Origin of the sequence: Pseudarthrobacter sp. CC4 (assembly GCF_048957775.1) — a bacterium.
In the GTDB taxonomy this organism is placed as follows: domain Bacteria; phylum Actinomycetota; class Actinomycetes; order Actinomycetales; family Micrococcaceae; genus Arthrobacter.
Genome location: NZ_JARCCZ010000083.1, coordinates 1 through 617, shown reverse-complemented (window position 1 = coordinate 617; position 617 = coordinate 1). Strand labels below are relative to the sequence as shown.

At 69.0% G+C, this 617-nt stretch carries 1 protein-coding gene; it reads right to left on the bottom strand.

Annotated features, from left to right (window positions below; all coding sequences use genetic code 11):
- Nucleotides 1-617 (bottom strand): DUF222 domain-containing protein (locus tag PV768_RS21865; RefSeq protein WP_421094209.1); only part of this gene is annotated, 617 nt, incomplete at both ends.

The following is a 617-nucleotide window of genomic DNA, read 5'->3' as shown; positions in this document are numbered from 1 at the left end:
GGGGTGGGTTTCCAGCCGCTGGTGTGGCGGAGTTTGTGGTGTTTCGGGCAGGGCTGGCCGAGGTTCGAGACTCCTGTGGTGCCGCCGTTGTGCCAGGCGAGGAGGTGGTCGGCTTCGTTGTCGAGGGAGGGGTTGCTGCAGCCGGGGAAGGGGCATTTGCCGTCCCTTAGCCTGAGCCAGTTCCGCATGGCTTTGGTGACCCGGTAGCTGGTGCGGCCGATTTCCAGCGGCGCCCCGTCCCGCGGGTCCACGAGGACGCGGTGGAACGAATCCGCCCCGGTCGCGACGAGGTCCCGGGCCATGGAGGGCGGGATGGGTCCGTACCCGTCCAGCATGGCCGGTTCCCCGGTGAGTCCCAGCAGGGAGAACACGGGCACGGTGACCAGTACCTCGGCCCGGACTGGCGCTTGGCTTGGACCGGTTCCCTCGCCGCCGTCGCCGGCACCGGGTGCACCGGTAACGCCGCTGGTGTTGCCGGTGTTGAGGAGCCCTTCGGTGAAACTATCGGCCCGGAGTTGGGTGAGGGTGCGGTGCTCGTTTGGTCCCTGCATGGTCCGGGAGAGGGCGGTGAGCTTGTTCCAGAGGGCCGTGGCCTGGTGGGCGGGCAGGTAGGCGGA